15 protein-coding genes are annotated in these 18,091 nt (G+C 71.6%); 9 read left to right on the forward strand and 6 right to left on the reverse strand.

The window, feature by feature from the left end; all coding sequences use genetic code 11:
- Positions 1-66: 66 nt before the first annotated feature.
- Entirely contained in the window at positions 67-1,245 is a 1,179-nt protein-coding gene (locus tag AOM46_RS03520) for a CdaR family transcriptional regulator (protein WP_234313608.1), read from the reverse strand.
- Between the two features lie 94 nt (positions 1,246-1,339).
- Here AOM46_RS03520 and AOM46_RS03525 point away from each other — a divergent pair, with 94 nt between their 5' ends.
- On the forward strand, positions 1,340-2,068 hold the full coding sequence (locus AOM46_RS03525; protein ID WP_062205392.1) for a pirin family protein: 729 nt from the start codon (positions 1,340-1,342) through the stop codon (positions 2,066-2,068).
- 676 nt (positions 2,069-2,744) lie between these two features.
- Here the strand turns inward: AOM46_RS03525 and AOM46_RS03530 are convergent.
- Complete coding sequence (locus AOM46_RS03530; protein WP_062205395.1) at positions 2,745-3,575, reverse strand: serine hydrolase; 831 nt, start codon at positions 3,573-3,575, stop codon at positions 2,745-2,747.
- A 114-nt stretch (positions 3,576-3,689) separates the two neighbouring features.
- Here AOM46_RS03530 and AOM46_RS03535 point away from each other — a divergent pair, with 114 nt between their 5' ends.
- Positions 3,690-4,160 (forward strand): MerR family transcriptional regulator, encoded by a 471-nt coding sequence (locus tag AOM46_RS03535; RefSeq protein WP_062205398.1) that lies wholly within the window; start codon positions 3,690-3,692, stop codon positions 4,158-4,160.
- A gap of 31 nt (positions 4,161-4,191) precedes the next feature.
- Here the strand turns inward: AOM46_RS03535 and AOM46_RS03540 are convergent, their stop codons facing one another.
- The 3 genes from AOM46_RS03540 to aceE form a co-directional block, all read right to left on the reverse strand.
- A complete protein-coding gene (locus AOM46_RS03540; RefSeq protein WP_062206369.1) occupies positions 4,192-5,073 on the reverse strand; it encodes a DUF4429 domain-containing protein in 882 nt (293 codons plus the stop codon).
- Positions 5,074-5,133: 60 nt separating this feature from the next.
- Positions 5,134-6,321, reverse strand: a complete 1,188-nt coding sequence (locus AOM46_RS03545; protein WP_234313609.1) for an alpha/beta hydrolase — start codon at positions 6,319-6,321, stop codon at positions 5,134-5,136.
- Between the two features lie 221 nt (positions 6,322-6,542).
- On the reverse strand, positions 6,543-9,275 hold the full coding sequence (gene aceE, locus AOM46_RS03550) for a pyruvate dehydrogenase (acetyl-transferring), homodimeric type (protein ID WP_062205402.1): 2,733 nt from the start codon (positions 9,273-9,275) through the stop codon (positions 6,543-6,545).
- Positions 9,276-9,666: 391 nt separating this feature from the next.
- Between aceE and AOM46_RS03555 the strand changes: the two genes are divergently transcribed.
- From AOM46_RS03555 to AOM46_RS03570, 4 genes are all read left to right on the forward strand, one after another.
- Complete coding sequence (locus AOM46_RS03555; protein ID WP_062205405.1) at positions 9,667-10,101, forward strand: DUF3052 domain-containing protein; 435 nt, start codon at positions 9,667-9,669, stop codon at positions 10,099-10,101.
- Positions 10,102-10,269: 168 nt separating this feature from the next.
- Positions 10,270-10,728 (forward strand): peroxiredoxin, encoded by a 459-nt coding sequence (locus AOM46_RS03560; protein ID WP_062205408.1) that lies wholly within the window; start codon positions 10,270-10,272, stop codon positions 10,726-10,728.
- A 110-nt stretch (positions 10,729-10,838) separates the two neighbouring features.
- Positions 10,839-11,969 carry a DUF475 domain-containing protein gene (locus AOM46_RS03565; RefSeq protein ID WP_062205411.1) on the forward strand — a complete coding sequence of 377 codons (1,131 nt, stop codon included), beginning with the start codon at positions 10,839-10,841 and terminating at the stop codon, positions 11,967-11,969.
- A gap of 141 nt (positions 11,970-12,110) precedes the next feature.
- Positions 12,111-12,857: a Tellurium resistance gene (locus tag AOM46_RS03570; protein WP_062205413.1), complete on the forward strand. Its 747-nt coding sequence runs from the start codon at positions 12,111-12,113 to the stop codon at positions 12,855-12,857.
- Between the two features lie 34 nt (positions 12,858-12,891).
- Here AOM46_RS03570 and AOM46_RS03575 read toward each other — a convergent pair whose 3' ends face one another.
- Positions 12,892-13,533, reverse strand: coding sequence for a TerD family protein (locus AOM46_RS03575; RefSeq protein WP_062205416.1), 642 nt, complete (start codon positions 13,531-13,533; stop codon positions 12,892-12,894).
- A 110-nt stretch (positions 13,534-13,643) separates the two neighbouring features.
- On the opposite strand from AOM46_RS03575, the gene AOM46_RS03580 reads away from it, so the two are divergent.
- Genes AOM46_RS03580 through AOM46_RS03590 form a run of 3 tightly spaced genes read left to right on the forward strand, consistent with a single transcriptional unit; the run spans position 13,644 to position 18,078 of the window.
- A complete protein-coding gene (locus AOM46_RS03580) occupies positions 13,644-14,807 on the forward strand; it encodes an HpcH/HpaI aldolase/citrate lyase family protein (protein ID WP_062206376.1) in 1,164 nt (387 codons plus the stop codon).
- Positions 14,804-17,242 (forward strand): phosphoribosyltransferase, encoded by a 2,439-nt coding sequence (locus tag AOM46_RS03585; protein ID WP_062205419.1) that lies wholly within the window; start codon positions 14,804-14,806, stop codon positions 17,240-17,242. The genes AOM46_RS03580 and AOM46_RS03585 overlap by 4 nt, the downstream gene beginning before the upstream one ends.
- The gene (locus tag AOM46_RS03590) at positions 17,242-18,078 is read left to right on the forward strand and encodes a hypothetical protein (protein ID WP_062205422.1); all 837 of its coding nucleotides are present in this window, start codon (positions 17,242-17,244) and stop codon (positions 18,076-18,078) included. The genes AOM46_RS03585 and AOM46_RS03590 overlap by 1 nt, the downstream gene beginning before the upstream one ends.
- Positions 18,079-18,091 lie beyond the last annotated feature (13 nt).

Consider the following 18,091-nt stretch of genomic DNA (forward strand, 5'->3'; position numbering starts at 1 on the left):
GGGGTTCGCCACCGGTGGTGGCGAGAACGAAGAACAGTCGTTGGATTTGTAGCCATCCCATAAAAGTCAGGCGGCGGGATCTCCGTCAGCGAGCCGACCGAGCATCAGGGCGATGCGCAGTGTAAAGGCCGACCGCACATCGGAAGGGGGCCACCCGGTGACATCAGTCACACGTCTGAGGCGGTAGCGAACGGTGTTGGGATGTACAAACAACATTCTGGCCGCACCCTCCAGACTGCTGGCCTGCTCCAGATAGACGCTCAACGTCTCCAGCAGCGCCGAGCCCGCCTCCTGCAGCGGTCTGTAGATCTCCTCCAGCAGCAGCGTGCGCGCCGCCGGATCGCCGGCCATCGCACGCTCCGGCAGCAGATCGTCGGCCAGCACCGGACGCGGCGCGTCCGGCCAGGCGGCGCAGGCCCGCAGGCCGGCCGCCGCGGCCCGCGCGGAGCTGGTCGCCGACAGCAGATCCCGCACCACCGGGCCCGCCACCACGGGACCCTCGGCGAACGGTCCGATCAGCGCCTTCGCCGCCTGCACCGGATCGTCGCTGCCCCCCGCGATCACCACCAGCCGCTTGCCCAGCACGCCGGTCAGCACCTGGAGCTTCGCGTACCGGGCCGCCCGGCGGATCGCCTCCACCGTCAACTCGCTGTCGCCGCTGGGCGCGCTGCCCAGCACCACCACCACATGCTCGGGGGTACGCCAGCCCAACGCGGCCGCCCTGGACACGTCGCTCTCGTCGGCCTCGCCCGACACCACCGCGTTGACCACCAGCGATTCGAGCCGCGCGTCCCAGGCGCCGCGCGCCTCGGCGGCCTGGGCGTAGACCTGCGCGGTCGCGAACGCGATCTCCCTGGCATAGACCAGCAGCGCGTTGCGCAGCGCCATCTCGCTGCCCGACGGCGCGAGTTCGTCCACCGCCGACTCCATGACCTCGATGGTGGTGCGCACCATCTCGACCGTCTGCCGCAGGGTCACCGCCCGGGTCAGCTCGCGGGGCGCGGTACCGAAGACATCGGTGCTGATCGCCTGCGGGGTGTCCGGGTGCCGGAACCACTCGGTGAACGCGGCGATCCCCGCCTGGGCGACCAGCCCGATCCAGGAGCGGTTCTCCGGCGGCATGGCGCGGTACCAGGACAACTGCTGATCCATCCGCGCGATCGCGGCGGCGGCCAGCTTGCCCGAGGACTGCTCAAGGCGGCGAACGGTGGCGGCATGAGCCTGCTTCTCATCGGCATCGGACACGGGTCCAGCCTGCCTCATTTCCCTCGGCCCCATGCCCCGGGGGGTGTCACCCGGTGCCGTGGAGGCGGCCGAAGTGCGGGATAACCTGGGCGTCATGTCGCGAACCGGGGTGCGAATCGTGCGGGCCGACGACCGCTACCGGGGCGGCGACCCGCCCGCCGGAATCGACACCAGGCACGCGTTCTCCTTCGGCGACTTCTACGACCCGGACAACCTGCGCTTCGGCCAACTGACCGCCTGCAACGAGGAACGGCTGGCCCCGGGGGCCGGCTTCGCGCCGCACCCGCACCGGGATGTGGAGATCGTCAGCTGGGTGATCGAGGGCGAGCTGACCCACGAGGACGACACCGGGGCGCGCACGGTCGTCCGGGCCGGCGATCTGGCCCGGCTGACCGCCGGCGGCGGCGTGCGGCACAGCGAACGCAACGAAGGGACGCGGCCGCTGCGGTTCGCGCAGATGTGGCTCGTCCCCGAAGAGCCGGGCGGCGCAGCCGAGTACGAGGTGGTGCGCGGTTTCGAGCCCGGCACCCCGTACCGGCTTCCGCGCACCTCGGCCACCCTGCGGCTGCTGCGGCTGGCCGCCGGCGAGCCCGCCGGGCTCCCGCCAGGACCGCTGCGCCATCTGCAACTCATGTCGGGCTCGGCCGAGCTGGTCGCCTCCGGCGCGGTGGGCCGCGCCCGCCTGGCGGCGGGCGACAGCGCGCGGCTCGGCACGCCGCACGCGGTGACCCTGACCGCCCGCACCCCGACCGAAGCCCTCCTCTGGCACCTGGCCGGCACCCCGGCTGCCCCAAGCCCCCGGCCGCTGCCCCCTGACTCCTGACCTCCCGGCCCCTCGCCTCGACCTGCCAGCCGAGCCCTTGCCGGGCCCCGGGCCCGCTCGGTCTTGACCCTCCTGACCCTGGCAGGCTTTGGTCTGCCCGGCCTCGGCCCGGGCCCGGTTTCGGCCAACGCCTGCCCGGCCTCGCCCTGTCGGGTCCCGACCCCGGCTCGACGCGAACCGCCCGGGCCCGCCTGGCCCCAGGGCTCCGGGCCCGGCGGCCCGTTGAGCCCCGGGTTCGGGCTCGCGGCCGGTGGTCTGCTGAGCCCCCGGGCCGGGCCTTGGGCCCGCTCGGTCTGACCCTCCTGGCCCTGGCGGCCCGAGCCTGCCGGGCCTTGGCCTGTCCGGCCCGGGCCCGCCCGGTTTCTGCGCCGGCCTGCCCGGCCCGACTGCCTGTGCCCGCGAAGCCGTACCCGGCCCCGGGCCCCGTCGGTTGGGGCCTGCCCGGCCTCGGGTTCGTTGGGCCCCGGCCTTGGGCCGGGCGCCGTGAGCGTGTCAGGGCTTGCCGACCGAGTCCTCCACGGCCCGTCCAACCCCACCCACTACTGCAGTTCGCTGCCGAGCCCCGCCCCCGGGCTCGGTTTCGGCCAACGCCTGCCCGGCCTGGGGCCAGACCCGCTGAGCCCGGGCCCCGTCGGTTGGGGGCCCCGCCCGGGCCCGTCCGGTCCCAGGGCCGGGGTCAGGGGGTGCCCGGCCCCGGGCTGAGCTCGGTGAGGATCGCGTCGGTGAGGGCCGGCCAGATGTCGGTGGCCCAGGGGCCGAAGGGGCGGTCGGTGAGGGTGGCGCAGGCGGCGCCCGCGTCCGGGTCGATCCAGAGGAACGTGCCGGACTGGCCGAAGTGGCCGAAGGTGCGCGGCGAGGAGAGGGCGCCCGTCCAGTGCGGGGACTTGTGGTCGCGGAGCGAGAAGCCGAGGCCCCAGTCGTTCGGCTTCTGGTGGCCGTAGCCGGGCAGCACGCCGTTGAGGCCGGGGAAGACCACGGATGTCGCCTCGTCCAGCGTCTCGCGGGCCAGCAGCCGGGGGGAGAGCAGTTCGGCGCCGAAGCGCAGCAGGTCGGCGACGGAGGAGACGCCGTCCTTGGCGGGGGAGCCCGGCAGCTCCGTCGCCGTCAGGCCGAGCGGCTCGCACACCGCCTGCCGCAGATACTCGGCGAACGGCATTCCCGTGGCCTTGGCGATGACATCGCCCAGCACCTCGAAGCCGGCGTTGGAGTAGAGCCTGCGCTGTCCCGGCGGCGCCATCGCGCGGTGCTCGTCGAAGGCGAGCCCGGAGGCGTGCGCCAGCAGATGGCGGACCGTGGAGCCCTCGGGGCCCGCCGGATCGTCCAGCTCGATCGCGCCCTCCTCGACCGCTATCAGCGCGGCGTAGGCGGTCAGCGGCTTGGTGACGCTGGCCAACGGAAAGGCCAGCTCGATCGGCCCCCGGGCGCCGGCCACCGCGCCGTCGGCGGTGACCACACCGGTGGCCACCGTGTCCACCGGCCAGCTGTCGATCAACTCCAGGCTTCGCATGCCGCCGAGCGTAGCGCGGCGCTCCGACAACGGGCCTTCTGGCCCCGGGCCCAGGAGGCCCGAGGCGAGTAACCGCTTGCCTGGAGTGCACTCCAACCTTCTAGCGTGGAGGCCATGACCCTGACGCAGACCCAGCCGTCGCTCTCACCGCATCCGGACGACCAGACCGAGCAGGTGGACCACTGTGCCGCGTTGGACCGGCCGTACCCGCGTCCCGAGGGGGAGGACCACTACACGATCAGCGAGGTCGCCGAGCACACCGGGCTGAGCGCCCACACGTTGCGCTGGTACGAACGCATCGGGCTGATGCCGCATATCGACCGTTCGCACACGGGTCAGCGGCGTTACCGCAACCGCGATCTGGAATGGCTCGCCCTGGTCGGCAAGTTGCGGCTGACCGGCATGGCGGTGGCGGACATGGTGCGGTACGCGGATCTGGTGCGGCAGGGGGACCACACCTTCGCCGAGCGCCGCGAGCTGCTCCGTGCGACGCGGGAGGACGTGCGCCGGCGGATCGCCGAGCTCCAGAGCACGCTGAACGTACTGGACTTCAAGATCAGCATCTACACGGACATACCGGACTGACCATGGGGCCCGGCGGCGAGGCGGCGCCGGCTCACAGCTCGGCGAGCAGCGACCGCTTCTTGGTGGTGAACTCCTCGTCCGTGAGCAGCCCCGCCTGGTGCAGGTCGCCGAGGTGGCGGATGCGGTCGGCTATGTCCGCCGGGTCGGCCCGGTACTCGCGGCCGACGCCGTCCCGGCGGCCGTTCCCGCTGGGCTCGGCCGCGCGTATGGACTCCAGCACGGCGGCGGCGAGCGGCAGCGACTCGTGGACCAGGCCGTAGCCGATGTCGAAGACCACCGTGGCCGGATCCTGGTCCACCGGCGGCCGGTCCTTCTCCTGCTGCCCGTCCTGGCCGCGCCGCAGCAGCCGCAGATGGCCGCCGGAGACCTCGGGCGAGCGCCATTCGACGCCGCCCAGCTCGCCGACGGGGAAGAACTGGTCCCCCGCCTTCCACTTGGCCGAGGACGCGCCCGTCCTGAACCAGCGGAAGGTGACCAGCTTTCCGTCGAAGGAGACCTTGCCGTCGTACGCCTTGAACTGCAGCGGCGTGGTCGGGGCCGCCACCAGATGGCGGTCCGCCTCCTCGTCGGCCTCGGGGCCGAGCGCCGAACGCACCTCGCCGGCGTAGTACTCGGCCAGCGACTCCCGCTCGGCCGGCAGCACCAGCCGATAGGGGTCGGCCGCCTGCCGCAGCTGCCCGGCCGCCGCTTCCAGCAGCGGATCGGCGCCGGGACGCGGCACCGCTTGCAGCACCACCGTTCCTTTGCGGGCCCCCGGGGCCAGCTCGACCGAACTCAACGCCTCGTACGGGATGCGGCGTTCGCCCAGCGCCTGGAAGAGCTTCGGCGTGCGGATCCCCCGTTCGAAGCGGATGAGCACGGAGTCGGTGTCGAACTCCCATGTGGAGTGGATTCCGGCCAGCACATCACCCATGCGGGTCATCGTAAGGGGCGGCACCGACGAAAAGTCTTCCCTCGGATGGGTGTGTTCGCGTCAGCTTGTCTGACCGCCGGCATGAACCGGTTCGGGGCAGGTGGTGAACGCCGCGCAACCGTCGCCGCCAGGGGCGCAGTCCGTCGCGGCGTTCACGCCGGCGCCCACCAGCGCCAGCGCGCGCAGGCTGTGCGCCCCCGGCTGGTAGTAGCCGTCGTGCCCGTGCGCCCCCTCGTCGCTGAGCCGACGGGCGCCGAACGCCGGGGAGACGGGGTCCGTGCCGTGGCCCAGCGGGCCGATCGAGAGATGCGGCAGGTCGGCGACCCAGTCGTCCGCCGCCCGCATCGCCCAGACGCGGGCCGAGGTGCCGAGGTCGGCGACGCTGTCGGCGCGCATCCCCGGGCTGCCGGTGACGGCGATGTCGGTGACCCGGGACGGCAGCTCGTCCGCCGCCACGCCGCAGACCACGGAGCCGTAGGAGTGGCAGAAGAGCGCCAGTTCCGCGTCGGACGGCAGCCCGGCCAGGGTGTCGAGCAGCCGTGCGGCGCCGCGTTCGGCCCGTCCGGCGGTGGCCGCCGACATGGCCAGCCCGGGCGGCGCGTCGTAGTCGGCCCAGGCGATGGTGGCGGCGGCGATGCCGGGGGCCTGGGCGCGTTCCTCGGCGAGCAGGGCCTGGGCCATTCCGGCGGGGGCGGTGTACCGGCCCTCGGTGCGTTCGAAGGTGATCAGATCGGTGTCGACCCCCGGCACCAGCAGGGAGATCCGGTCCGCCGTCGTCAGATCGCCGAACACCTCGGCGACCCGGCCGGGGCCGGTGGGGTCGAACGCGAGGATCTGCCGGTCGGCGCGGAGCAGGGAGGCCAGCCGGTGGGCGCGGCGCGCGGCGTCCCCCTGGCCCTCGGGGGAGAGCCGCGCGTCCTCGGCGCGGCGTAGTTCGACGGCTCTGGCGTCCTCGATCGCCCGCCGGTTGGCCTGGTAGCGCAGGGGGACGGGCGCGCCGGAGAGGTTGCCGACGACCAGCGGGAAGCGTTCGGCCAGCCGCTCGCTCCGCGCGGTGCCCAGGTCGGCGAAGAACGCCGCCACCTCGGCGGGCGGCGCGTCGGCCGACGGCGGTCGGCGGCCGGCGACCTCCGCGTGCGCCCATTCGCTCAGCTGGATGGCCAACGGGTTCGGCGCGTCCTGCCTGGTGCTGGCCAGCCAGCCGGCCGTGGCCAGCACGACCAGCACCACGACCAGTGCGAGCAGCACCCGACGGACGGGGTGGGCGGTGCCGGGGAGCAGACGGCCCCTGGCGAGCTGATGAGATGGCCGGAACGGCCACCAAGACGACGAAGACAACACTGTCGGCCGATAATACGTGCCCCGATGGGGCATTCGGGTAGGTCGTCCGGAAAAACAGCACGGTGCCCGGTGGTCGACCGACCACCGGGCACCGTGGTGGCCGCGCCCGAGGGGGCGCGGCCGTCGCGTCAGGCGTCGCCGCCGGCCGGGCCCGGATCGGCCGCGGCCACGTCGAGCAGCTGGTACCGGTCGATGGCCTGCTTCAGCACCGAGCGGTCGATCTTGCCCTCCTTGGCCAGCTCGGTGAGCACGCCGAGGACGATCGACTGGGCGTCGATGTGGAAGAACCGCCGCGCGGCGCCCCTGGTGTCGGCGAAGCCGAAGCCGTCACCGCCCAGCGACTGGTAGGTGTTGGGCACCCACCGGGCGATCTGGTCCGGAACCGAGCGCATCCAGTCGGAAACCGCCAGGACCGGTCCCTCGGTGCCCTGGAGCTTGCGGGTGACATAGGGCACCTGCTGCTCCTCCTCCGGATGCAGCAGGTTGTGCTCCTCGACCGCCACCGCCTCGCGGCGCAGCTCGTTCCAGGAGGTGGCGGACCAGACGTCCGCCTTCACGCCCCACTCGTTCGCCAGGATGGACTGCGCCTCGATCGCCCACGGCACCGCGACGCCGGAGGCCAGGATCTGCGCCGGGACGTTGCCGGACCCGCCGACGCTGACCCGGTGCAGGCCCTTGAGGATGCCGTCGACATCGACGCCGTCCGGCTCGGCCGGCTGGTTGATCGGCTCGTTGTAGACGGTCAGGTAGTAGAAGACGTCCTCGGCGTTCTCGCCGTACATCCGCCGCAGGCCGTCCCGCACGATATGCGCGATCTCATAGCCGTACGCCGGGTCGTAGGCGACACAGGCCGGGTTGGTCGAGGCCAGCAGATGGCTGTGCCCGTCCGCGTGCTGGGTGCCCTCACCGGTCAGCGTGGTGCGCCCGGCGGTCGCGCCCAGGACGAAACCGCGCGCCAGCTGGTCGCCCATCTGCCAGAACTGGTCACCGGTGCGCTGGAACCCGAACATCGAGTAGAAGACATAGACCGGGATCAGATGCTCACCGTGCGTGGCATAGGCCGAGCCCGCGGCGATCAGCGACGCCGTACAGCCGGCCTCGCTGATCCCGTCGTGCAGCATCTGACCGGTCGGCGACTCCTTGTAGGAGAGCAGCAGATCGCGGTCGACCGACTCGTAGGTCTGCCCCAGCGGGTTGTAGATCTTGGCCGAGGGGAACAGCGAGTCCATGCCGAAGGTGCGGTACTCGTCCGGCGCGATCGGCACGAAGCGCTTGCCGATCTCCTTGTCCCGCATCAGGTCCTTGAGCAGCCGCACAAAGGCCATGGTCGTGGCCACCTGCTGCTGCCCGGAGCCCTTGCGGACCGCGGCGTACGTCTTCTCGGCCGGCTGCGGCAGCGGCTTGGCGCGCACCACCCGGGTCGGCACATAGCCGCCCAGCTCGCGCCGCCGGTCGTGCATGTACTGGATCTCCTCCGAGTCCCGACCCGGGTGGTAGTAGGGCGGCAGGCCCGACTCCAGCTCCTTGTCGGGGATCGGCAGGTGCAGCCGGTCCCGGAAGCGCTTCAGGTCGGCGACGGTGAGCTTCTTCATCTGGTGGGTCGCGTTGCGGCCCTCGAAGCTCGGGCCGAGCATCCAGCCCTTGATCGTCTGGGCCAGGATCACCGTGGGCTGGCCCTTGTGCTCCTTGGCCGCCTGGTAGGCCGCGTAGACCTTGCGGTGGTCGTGGCCGCCCCGGCCCAGATGCAGGATCTGGTCGTCGGTCATGTTCTCGACCATGGCCCGCAGCCGCTGGTCGCTGCCGAAGAAGTGGTCGCGGATGTACGCGCCGGTCTCCGTCGCGTACGTCTGGAACTGGCCGTCGGGCGTGGTGTTCAGCTTGTTGACCAGCACGCCGTCCCGGTCCTGCGCCAGCAGCGGGTCCCAGCTGCGGTCCCAGACCAGCTTGATGACGTTCCAGCCGGCGCCCCTGAACTGGGACTCCAGCTCCTGCATGATCTTGCCGTTGCCGCGCACCGGGCCGTCGAGGCGCTGCAGGTTGCAGTTGACCACGAACGTCAGGTTGTCCAGGCCCTCCCGGGCGGCGAGGGTGAGCTGACCGAGCGACTCGGGCTCGTCCATCTCGCCGTCGCCGAGGAAGGCGTAGACCCGCGACTTGGAGGTGTCGGCGATGCCGCGCGCCTCCATGTAGCGGTTCATCCTGGCCTGGTAGATGGCGCTGATCGGCCCCAGGCCCATGGAGACCGTGGGGAACTCCCAGAAGTCGGGCATCATCCGCGGGTGCGGATAGCTGGAGAGGCCGTAGGGGGCCTTGGAGCGTTCCTGTCGGAAGGCGTCCAGGTGCTGTTCGGTCAGCCGGTCGAGGAGAAAGGCCCGGGCGTAGATGCCGGGCGAGGCGTGACCCTGGAAGTACACCTGGTCGCCGCCGTCACCGCCGTCCTTGCCGCGGAAGAAGTGGTTGAAGCCCACGTCGTACAGGGACGCCGAGGAGCCGAAGGTGGCGATGTGCCCACCCACGCCGATACCGGGCCGCTGGGCGCGGGAGACCATCACGGCCGCGTTCCAGCGGGTCGCGTTGAGGACCTTCCGCTCCACCTCCTCGTCACCGGGGAAGTACGGCTCGTCCTTGGTCGCGATGGTGTTGACGTAGTCCGTGCTGCGCATCTCTGGCACGGCCACCCGCTTCTCACGGGCGCGCTCGATCAGCCGGAGCATGAGATAGCGGGCCCGTTCCCGGCCTCGTTCGTCGACCGCGGCGTCGAGCGAGTCAAGCCACTCCTGAGTCTCCTCAGGGTCGAAGTCCGGGACCTGGCTGGGAAGGCCGCCAATGATGATCGGGTTGCGATCTGATCCGGAAGCCACGCTGTTCCTTCACTGTGAGTTGTCTGCTCTGCTGTGTCGCGCCGCCTCCATCGTGGACCGCCGACGGCGAAACGTCATCTCTACTGGGTGGTAATCCTCACCTCACGTGCCATGGCGGTCCTCCCCGGGGGGCGTCTCGGCGGTGCTCCTGAGCCCAGGGCCGACTTGGCAGCCTACGCTCCCGACCTCAGCCGACCGCGAACACCCGTTCCCCGCGCTATGGCGCAGATCACCCGCCCATGGGCCAAGACGTCAACGTTTGGGCGGGCTCGGGGGTGGGGTACTTGCGCGATCCGCCCCGCCCGTGTGGACTACGCCCCAAGCCGCGCACGCGCGCGGCACGTACCGTTACGTACTCCACTACGTACCCGACACAGGACAGGAGCTATCCGTGAGCGCGACCGCGGACCACGCGGAGGAGCGGACCAACCCAGCCGCCAGGCTGGGTTTTCAGCCCGGACAGGTGGTCCAGGAACTCGGCTACGACGAGGACGCCGAGCAGGAACTCCGCGAGGGGATCGAGGCCATCACCGGTCAGGACCTCGTGGACGAGAGCTATGACGACGTGGCCGACGCGGTGGTGCTGTGGTTCCGCGACGATGACGGCGACCTGACCGACGCGCTGGTCGACGCCACCACGCTGATCGACCCGGGGGCGCCGGTCTGGCTGCTGACGCCCAAGACGGGGCGCGAGGGCTATGTCGAGCCCAGCGAGATCGGTGAGGCGGCGCAGACCGCGGGGCTGGCCCAGACCAGCAGCGTCAGCGCCGGCAAGGACTGGTCGGGGAGCCGCCTGGTGACCCCCAAGACGGCCGGCAAGAAGTAGCGCCGGACCTTCAAGCGCCCCCGGTGAGCAGGGCCCCGACGGTGTCGGAGCCCGGTGACCACCCGGGGGCGCTCAGTCGGTTTACGGCCGGTTTATGGGCGACGCGTAGGCTGGGCCGGTCACTTTGCCGGCCACTTTGCCGGCCCACGGGAAACGGATGAAGCGCGCATGGCGATAGAGCCTGGTACCAAGGCACCTGACTTCACGCTGAGAGACCAGCACGGTCAGTCGGTGAGCCTCGCCGACTTCCGTGGGGAGAAGAACGTGGTGCTGCTGTTCTATCCCTTCGCGTTCACCGGGGTGTGCACCGGCGAGCTGTGCGAGCTGCGGGACCGGCTGCCGAGCTTCGTCAACGACGAGGTCCAGCTGCTGGCGGTCTCCAACGACGCGCCCCCCTCGCTGCGGGTCTTCTCCGAGCAGGAGGGCCTGGACTACCCACTGCTGTCCGACTTCTGGCCGCACGGCGAGGTCTCCCGCGCCTATGGCGTCTTCGCCGAGGACAAGGGCTGCGCGGTCCGTGGCACGTTCATCATCGACCGCTCCGGTGTGGTCAGGTGGACGGTGGTCAACGATCTGCCGGACGCCCGCGATCTCGACGACTACGTGGCCGCGCTGCGGAAGCTGTGATCGGTCCGCACTCCCATGCAGCGTCCGAGCCCTCCCTGGAGTGCCAGGGCACCGTTTGACATGTTCGCCTGTATAACCACCGCGATCCCGTGCGGAAGACTGGACTACTCGTGATTCTCAAGACTTTTGGCTGGTCCTTCGGCGTAACGATCGCGGGACTGCTACTGGCGTTCTACCTCTGGGGCTGGGAGGGCTTCGCCGTGGTGGCGATCCTCTCCATCCTGGAGATCTCGCTCTCCTTCGACAACGCCGTGGTCAACGCGGGTGTCCTCAAACGGATGAACGAGTTCTGGCAGAAGATCTTCCTGACGATCGGCATCCTGATCGCGGTCTTCGGCATGCGGCTCGTGTTCCCGGTCGCCATCGTCGCCATCACGGCGGGGGTGGGGCCGATCGAGGCCGTCGAGCTGGCGGTCGACGACCCCGACCGCTACTCCGAGATGGTCACCGACGCGCATCCGTCGATCGCGGCGTTCGGCGGGATGTTCCTGCTGATGATCTTCCTCAACTTCATCTTCCAGGAGCGGGACGTCAAATGGATCGGCCCGCTTGAGCGTCCGCTGTCCAAGCTGAGCCGGATCGACGGCTTCTCCGTCGGCGTCGCCCTCACCGCGCTGCTGGTCACCGCCACCACCATCGCCGACCAGGCGTACCAGCACGGCGGAACGCATGCCGACAAGGCCGAGACGGTGCTGCTCGCCGGCTCCCTCGGCCTGCTGACCTACCTCTTCGTCGGCGGCCTCTCCGGCTACTTCGAGAACCGCCTGGAGGACGACCAGGAGCGGTTGAACGAGGAGGAGGAGGCGGCCCGCCGGGCCGGCAAGAAGCCCTCGGCCGAGGGCGTGGCAGGCAAGGCCGCGTTCTTCCTCTTCCTCTACCTCGAAGTCCTGGACGCCTCCTTCTCCTTCGACGGCGTGATCGGCGCCTTCGCCATCACCAACCAGATCTTCGAGATGGCGCTCGGCCTCGGCATCGGCGCGATGTACGTCCGTTCCCTCACCATCTACCTGGTCCGCCAGGGCACCCTGGACGACTACCGCTATCTGGAGCACGGCGCGCACTACGCCATCGGCGCGCTGGCCGTGATGCTGTTGATCAGCATCCGTTGGCATCTGCCCGAGGTCGTCACGGGCCTGGTCGGCGTCGGTCTGATCTTCGCCGCCTTCTACTCCTCGCTGCGGGCCAACCGCAGGGACGAACTCTCCGGCGAGGGCAAGAAACAAGTGACGTCCGGAGTGTGAGGGACCGTCAAACGCGGAAGCCTGTAACGGGACGGTCCGAGACCGTCCCGTTACCGACGGCGCGCGAGAGGCGCGCGGTCGTTCCCGGGGCGTCGGGCGGCGCGTCGGGGGAGTGCGAGGAAAGGCAAGGGGTGGGCCCGCATGGTGTCCCTGTGGACATACTGGCGCGGCGGTGCGGACAGCCAGAAGTTCGATTCGACGGGCGGCGCCATGAGCTACGCCTCCGAGCTGACCCGGCGCAACCCCACCGCCACCCTCACCAACGACGGCTCGGAGGGCGGCACGCTCCGCGTCGACCTCACCTGGCGGATGCGGAACAACAGCGACTTCGGCAAGTCCCAGCGCCGCCTGATGAACAACTGGCGCCATCCGCTGGCCGTCTTCAAGCCCGCCGAGCTGCTGGGCCATTCGCACGGCGTCGCCAGCATGGACTTCGATCTGGCCTGCATGTACGAGCTGACGGACGGCACCACGGGCGTGGTCCAGTCCCTCGGCGGCCTGCTGGGGGATTTCAACGATCCGCCGTACTGCAAGCTCAGCGGTGACGACCGCTTCGGCACCGGCTCGGGCGAGCATCTCTATATCAACCTCGACAACAAGGACGAGTTCAAGCGGCTGTTGATCTTCGTCTACATCTACGACGGCGCCCCCACGTTCGACCGCGCCGATGTGGTGGTCACCCTCGCCATGCCCGACGGGAACAACGTCGAGATCGGCTGCACCGATCCGCCGCCGCAGGCCCGTTCCTGTGCCGTGGTGATGATCGAGCCGCACAAGGGGCAGCTGGTCGCGCGGCGCGAGGTCAAATACGTCTACGGCTTCCAGTCCGAGATCGACCGGCTCTACGGCTGGGGCATGTCCTGGGGGCGCGCGCAGAAGCAGAAGTAGCCGGCCGCGCCCCGGCCGTGTGGTTTTCCGCCGCTCAGGCGGCGCCGCCCGGCATGAACTGCGGCCCCTGCGGCGGCAGCTGGAAGAGCGAGTCCGTCTGCTGGCTGCCGAACGGCGTGGGCGGCGGTCGGCGCGCCGCGCTGATGCCGAACTCGGCGGCCAGCGCCACCAACCCGCCGGTGAAGCCGCGTTCGATCCGATGGAAGGCCCAGCCGCCGTCGGCCGCGCGGCGCAACTCCCCGCAGAGCAGCGCCGTCTCGGCCGGCCCCGGGCGCAGCGGCAGCTCGGCGAGCGGCGCCGCCTCCCGACCCGTCTCGAAGAGGGCCAGCCGGGGGCGGCTCAGCTCGCTCCGGAAGCCGCCGTCCGCCGAGGCGGCCAGGGCGAGGCGCGCGATGGACTCGTCAAGGCCGGACAGCTCCGCCTCGATCCCCTCCGTGACCCCGTGCGCCGTGCGGTACTTGGGCAGCCGCCGCACCAGGCCGCCCGGGTGGCTCGGCTGGTTGTAGAAGACGAAGTCGCCCTCGTGGCCCACCCGGCCGTCCCGGCCGAGGAGGAACGCCGACAGATCGAGGTCGGGCGCGCCCTCGCCGTCGTGGTGCCATCCCCACCGCAGCTCCACCCGCACCCGGCCGGTGGTTAGCCGCAGCGGCCCGTCCGGCTCCACCACACGCTCCATACCCCGAATCCTGCCTGGCGCCATACTGCCGAAACAATGCCGAGCTTACGATGGCCCGAAACCGGTGACGTCAGCCAGACGGCCGGAGGGTGGGGAAGATCGGGGTCATCATGCGGCACTACGGGCACCTTTCGGCTGCGCGTCGTCGTGAGCTGTTCCATCGGGAGCCGGTCGATTTCGGCCCCGATTCCCCGGTCAGAACCGTCGGCTTCGCGCTGGGCGCCACGCTCTACGCGCCCGCGACCCGGCCCAGGCTCGCGGAGGACATCCGCAAGCAGGTCCGCACCGGCGTGGTCTCCATGGTGCTGTGCCTGGAGGACTCCATCAGCGACGCCGATGTGCCGGCCGCCGAGGAGAACCTGCTGAGGCAGTTCCGGCGGCTGGCGGGCGAGGGCGGCCCCGAGGGGGTGCCGTTGCTCTTCGTGCGGGTCCGGGAGCCGTCCCAGATCCTCGATCTGACCACCCGGTTGGGCGCGGACATCGAACTGCTCACCGGCTTTGTGCTGCCCAAGTTCACCGCCGCCTCGGGCGCCGCCTTCCTGGCGGCGGCCCAGGCGGCCGAGGTGCTGTGCGGGCGCCGGCTGTTGGTGATGCCGGTGCTGGAGTCGCCCGAGCTGCTGCATCTGGAGAGCCGCCAGGAGGGGCTGCGCGCGGTGGCCGACCTGGTGGAGAAACACCGTGAACGTATACCGGCCGTGCGGCTCGGGGTGACGGACTTCTGCGCGGCCTACGGGTTGCGCCGCACCCCGGACGCCACGGCGTACGACGTCGGCCTGGTCGCCTCGGTGATCGCCGACGTGGTGAACGTGCTGGGCCGCGCCGACGGTTCGGGCTTCACCGTGACCGGACCCGTCTGGGAGTACTTCCGCCGTCAGGAGCGGATGTTCAAGCCCCAGCTGCGCTACACCCCGTTCAGCGGGCGCGCCGAGAAGCTGCGCGCCCGGCTGATCGAGCACGATATCGACGGTCTGCTGCGGGAGATCGAGCTGGACCGGGCCAACGGCCTGATGGGCAAGACCTGCATCCACCCCTCGCATGTGGCCCCCGTGCACGCGCTGTCCGTGGTCAGCCACGAGGAGTTCAGCGACGCCGCCGACATCCTGGACGCGGGTCCCGGTGGCGGTGGGGTGTTGCGATCCTCTTATACAAACAAGATGAACGAGGTGAAGCCGCACCGCGCCTGGGCCGAGAGGACCATGTTGCGCGCCGAGGTGTTCGGCGTCGCCAGGGACGGAGTGGACTTCGTGGATCTGCTTGCGGCGGGCAACGCGTGACCGGCCCGATATGGCCGGGGGAGTGGGTGACCAGGCGGCTCGGGATACGCCTCACGGGGCCCGGGACCGAGGAGTTGCTGGGGCTCGCGCTGCGGCGCAACCCCCGGCGGGCGCATCTGCTGGTCTCCCGGGTGCTGGGCAAGCATGTGCCGCAGCGCCCCGGGGTGGTGCACGGCACCGGGCTCGAACTGGGCCGGCGGGTCGGGGGGACGCTGGGCGAGGCGGCGGCCTCCGCCGTGGTGCTGGGGTACGCGGAGACCGCGACGGGCCTGGGCCACAGCGTCGCCGACGGCCTCGGCGGCGCCGGCTATCTGCACTCCACCCGGCGTGCGGTGCCCGGATTCCCCTCGGTCGGCGGATTCGAGGAGGAGCACAGCCACCACACCTCGCATCTGCTGTCGCCCAGCGACCCCGGCATGCTCGCCGGTCAGGGCCCCCTGGTGCTGGTCGACGACGAGCTGTCCACCGGCCGCACCATCCGTAACACCATCGCGGCGCTGCACCGGCGGTGGCCGAGGTCCCGTTATGTGGTGGCCGCCCTGGTGGACACCCGATCCGATCAGGACCGGGCCGAACTGGCCAAGTTCGCTGCCGAACTGGGCGCGACGGTGCAGGTGATCGCGCTGGCCGAGGGCCGGGTCGCGCTCCCCGACGATGTGCTGGCACGCGGTGCCGCCCTCGTCGCTGAACACGAGGCTGAACACCAGGCCGGACACGAGACCGAACACGAGGCCGGACCCCGGGGCGCCGCCTCCACAGCTGTCCCCCGGCAGCGCCTCGTCCCCCGCCGCACCGCGCTGAGCTGGCCGGACGGGCTGCCCGACGGCGCGCGGCACGGTTACACCCCGGCGCACCGCGCCCGGCTCGAAGCCGCCCTGCCCACCCTGGGCGCCGAGTTGGCCGCCGCACTCCCGGCGCACGCCCGGCGCGTTCTGGTGCTGGGCACCGAGGAGCTGATGTACACCCCGCTGCGGCTCGCCGAGGCGACCGAACGGGCGCTCGGCCCGGACGCCGAGGTGTACTTCTCCACCACCACCCGCTCGCCCGTGCTCCCCGTCGACGAGCCGGGCTACGCCATCCGCAGCCGCCTCGCCTTCCCCGCCCATGACGCGCCCGCCGACCCGGGACCCCGCTACGCCTACAACGTGGCCGGCGGCGGCTGGGACGCCGTCGTGCTGGTCACCGACGCCGCCGGCGATACCGAAGCGCTCCGGGCACCGGGCGGACTGCTCGCCCAACTCGCCGCGCACACCGGCTCGTTGCTGCTGACCGTGCTGCCGGACCGCCGCCCGCTGCCGCAACCGCTGCGCGGCCCCGCGTTCTCCTCCTACCGCGCCGACGAGGTGGGCTGGCTGCTCCAGGACCTCTCCGAGGTGCGCCTTGAGGCGCCGGCCGAGGAACGCGAGGAGGCCATCCAGTCCGGCGGCGCCCACTACGCCGAATCGCTGCCCGTCGAATACCAGCCGACCGACGCCTACCAGCGCCTCTTCCACAGCGCGCTGGACGCCTCAGCGCGCCGGGTCGCACGCGCCGTCGGCACCGTCACGGAGACGGTGCTCGCCGAACGCGGCGGCCCCGGACGCCCGCCCGTGCTGGTCTCGCTGGCCAGAGCGGGCACCCCGGTGGGCATCCTGATGCGCCGCTGGGCCCAGCGGACACACGGCATCGAAACCCCGCACTACACCCTGTCCATCGTGCGCGGACGCGGCATCGACACCACCGCGCTGCGCTGGCTGGCCGCCCACCACGATCCGGCCGATGTGGTGTTCGTCGACGGCTGGACCGGCAAGGGCGCGATCACCCATGAACTGGCCGCCGCCCTGGCCCCGTTCCCCGGCTTCGACCCCGCCCTCGCCGTGCTCGCCGACCCCGGCGGCTGCGTCACCACCTATGGCACCAGGGACGACTTCCTGATCCCCTCCGCCTGCCTCAACTCCACCGTCTCCGGCCTTGTCTCCCGCACCGTGCTCCGCGCCGACCTGGTCGGACCCGACGACTTCCACGGCGCCAAGCACTACCGCGAGCTGGCCGCGGCGGACGTCTCGGCCCAGTTCCTGGACACGGTCGCCGCCCGTTTCGCCGAGGTCCGGGCCGAGGCGGCGGCCGAGGCCGGCGCCCTGCTCGCCTCCGACCGCGCCCCCACCTGGGCCGGCTGGCGCGCGGTGGAACGCATCAGCGAGGGCTACGAGATCAACGACGTCAACCTCGTCAAACCCGGCGTCGGCGAGACCACCAGGGTGCTGCTGCGCCGGGTGCCCTGGCGCGTCCTCGCCCGACGCGGCGCCGGCGCCGACCTCGACCACATCAGGCTGCTCGCCGAACAGCGCGGGGTGCCCGTCGAGGAGGTCGACGAACTCCCCTACAGCTGCGTCGGGTTGATCCACCCCCGCTACACCAGGGGCGCCACCGGCGCCGACGGAAGGACGACCGCCTGATGAGCGGGGACCGCACCCTGATCGCCAGCGACCTCGACCGCACCCTGATCTACTCGGCCGGCGCCCTCGCCCTGGCCGATCCCGACCACGCCGCGCCCCGGCTGCTCAGCGTGGAGACCTACCAGGGCCGGCCGCAGTCCTTCGTCACCGAGACCGCGGCGACCCTGCTGGCCGCCCTCGCCGCCGATCCGCGCGCCGTCTTCGTGCCCACCACCACCCGCACCCGGCAGCAGTACCTCCGGGTGCGGCTGCCGGGACCGCCGCCGCCCTACGCGATCTGCGCCAACGGCGGACATCTGCTGGTGGACGGCGAGTCCGACGAGAGCTGGCACCGTTCCGTCCGCGCCCGGCTGGCCGCCGACTGCGCCACGCTCGACGAGGTCACCGCCCGGGTGCGCCGCACCGCCGACCCGTCCTGGCTGCTCCGCGAGCGCACCGCCGAGGACCTTTTCGCCTATCTGGTGGTGGACCGGGAACGCCTCCCCGACGCCTGGCCCAAGACGCTCGCCGCCTGGGCCGAGCCACGCGGCTGGACCGTCTCCCTCCAGGGCCGCAAGCTCTATGTGGTGCCCGCGCCGCTCACCAAGAGCGCCGCCGTCGCCGAGGTGGCCCGCCGCGCTGGGACGGTACGGACCCTCGCCGCCGGCGACTCCCTGCTCGACGCCGACCTGCTGCTCGCCGCCGACCTGGCCTGGCGGCCGGGACACGGCGAACTGGCCGCCGGCGGCTGGTCGGCCGGCCATGTGGTGGAGCTGGCCGACCGGGGCGTCGGCTGCGGCGAGACGATCCTGCGCGCGTTCCAGTCCGTGCTGGCCTCCCAGGCGCCACCGCCCTGACGTCCGACGCCGT

Origin of the sequence: Streptomyces sp. NBRC 109706 (assembly GCF_000974485.1) — a bacterium.
Classification (GTDB): Bacteria; Actinomycetota; Actinomycetes; order Streptomycetales; family Streptomycetaceae; genus Streptomyces.

Bases quoted from the DNA above. Each gene is read 5' to 3' on its own strand.
- AOM46_RS03525 (WP_062205392.1), top strand. From the start codon at position 1,340: ATGTCGCGAACCGGGGTGCGAATCGTGCGGGCCGACGACCGCTACCGG.
- AOM46_RS03530 (WP_062205395.1), bottom strand. From the start codon at position 3,575: ATGCGAAGCCTGGAGTTGATCGACAGCTGGCCGGTGGACACGGTGGCC.
- AOM46_RS03535 (WP_062205398.1), top strand. From the start codon at position 3,690: ATGACCCTGACGCAGACCCAGCCGTCGCTCTCACCGCATCCGGACGAC.
- AOM46_RS03540 (WP_062206369.1), bottom strand. From the start codon at position 5,073: ATGGGTGATGTGCTGGCCGGAATCCACTCCACATGGGAGTTCGACACC.
- AOM46_RS03560 (WP_062205408.1), top strand. From the start codon at position 10,270: ATGGCGATAGAGCCTGGTACCAAGGCACCTGACTTCACGCTGAGAGAC.
- AOM46_RS03570 (WP_062205413.1), top strand. From the start codon at position 12,111: ATGGTGTCCCTGTGGACATACTGGCGCGGCGGTGCGGACAGCCAGAAG.
- AOM46_RS03575 (WP_062205416.1), bottom strand. From the start codon at position 13,533: ATGGAGCGTGTGGTGGAGCCGGACGGGCCGCTGCGGCTAACCACCGGC.
- AOM46_RS03580 (WP_062206376.1), top strand. From the start codon at position 13,644: ATGCGGCACTACGGGCACCTTTCGGCTGCGCGTCGTCGTGAGCTGTTC.
- AOM46_RS03590 (WP_062205422.1), top strand. From the start codon at position 17,242: ATGAGCGGGGACCGCACCCTGATCGCCAGCGACCTCGACCGCACCCTG.